The sequence below is a fragment of the Alicyclobacillus hesperidum genome, from assembly GCF_900107035.1.
In the GTDB taxonomy this organism is placed as follows: domain Bacteria; phylum Bacillota; class Bacilli; order Alicyclobacillales; family Alicyclobacillaceae; genus Alicyclobacillus; species Alicyclobacillus hesperidum.
Genome location: NZ_FNOJ01000053.1, coordinates 1 through 1,039, shown reverse-complemented (window position 1 = coordinate 1,039; position 1,039 = coordinate 1). Strand labels below are relative to the sequence as shown.

The following is a 1,039-nucleotide window of genomic DNA, read 5'->3' as shown; positions in this document are numbered from 1 at the left end:
TGCACACCTAGCGCCAGCGTGCCTGGTGCGAGATGATCCCCCCAGAATCCGACCATGGAGGGATCATCGTGACGAAGGCGGAGTTGGAACAACATTGCGAGCTTTGGCGTGCCCGTGTGGCGGACTTCCGGGCCAGCGGGTTAAGCGGCGCAGCCTGGTGTGCTGCGCATCAGGTCAAGGAACATCAGCTGTGGTATTGGGTCGGTAAGTTTAAGGCGGACACCGACCACGAAGGCCGTCATCGGGATAGCGCCCAGCCGCGTTTCATCCCGGTGCGTGTGGAGGAATCCGTGGTTGAAGTGGCGGACAAGCCGCTGCCCATACGTGTGGGTCCTGCTGTCATCGAGGTCACGTCTGGTTATAACTTTGATCTGTTGCGCGATGTGGTGCGCACCCTGGCATCGCTATGCTGAACATCGGTGCTGGACCGGGGGAGCTCTGCGTGTACCTGGCTTGCGGCAGCACGGACATGCGCAAATCTATCGACGGCTTGTCGGCACTGGTGCAGGAGTCCTTTCACCTGGACCCGTTTTCCCCTGCGCTCTTCGCGTTTTGTAATCGGGAGCGGGACAAGCTGAAGCTGCTGTACTGGGAACACAACGGCTTTTGGCTGTATTATCGGCGGCTGGAACGCGGCCGGTTTTGGTGGCCGGACACAAGCGACGGCAAGACCCTCGTCATCACCCGCCGGGAGCTGAACTGGCTGTTGGACGGTCTTGCGCTCAACCAGCCGAAAGCGCACCGGAGGGTTACCGCGAAAAAAGTGGTGTGAGACCCGGTAAACACAGAAGGATCTGTCAAGGGATTTCGGCAGGTGTGTCGAAATCCTTTTGCATGACGAACACGACGATGGAGAACACCAACCAACTGGAAGCCCTACAGGCGCGCTGCGAGGCGCAGGAACAGGAAATCGCGGAGCTGAAAAAGCAGGTTAACCTGCTGCTGGAACAGCTTCGTCTGGCCCGTCATCGGCAGTTCGGGAAGTCCAGCGAACGCACGACAGACAACCAGATACGCCTGGACCTGGTATTCAACGAGG

The 1,039-nt window shown here is 59.2% G+C and carries 3 protein-coding genes; all 3 read left to right on the top strand.

Going from position 1 to position 1,039, the window contains the following annotated elements; all coding sequences use genetic code 11:
• The first annotated feature begins 68 nt into the window (after nt 1–68).
• Entirely contained in the window at nt 69–413 is a 345-nt protein-coding gene (tnpA, locus tag BLU70_RS14250; RefSeq protein ID WP_074694013.1) for an IS66 family insertion sequence element accessory protein TnpA, read from the top strand.
• 29 nt (nt 414–442) lie between these two features.
• Nucleotides 443–772, top strand: a complete 330-nt coding sequence (gene tnpB / locus BLU70_RS14245) for an IS66 family insertion sequence element accessory protein TnpB (protein ID WP_176780933.1) — start codon at nt 443–445, stop codon at nt 770–772.
• A 77-nt stretch (nt 773–849) separates the two neighbouring features.
• Nucleotides 850–1,039: transposase (locus BLU70_RS14240; RefSeq protein WP_276326119.1), on the top strand; the 190-nt coding region annotated here is incomplete at its 3' end.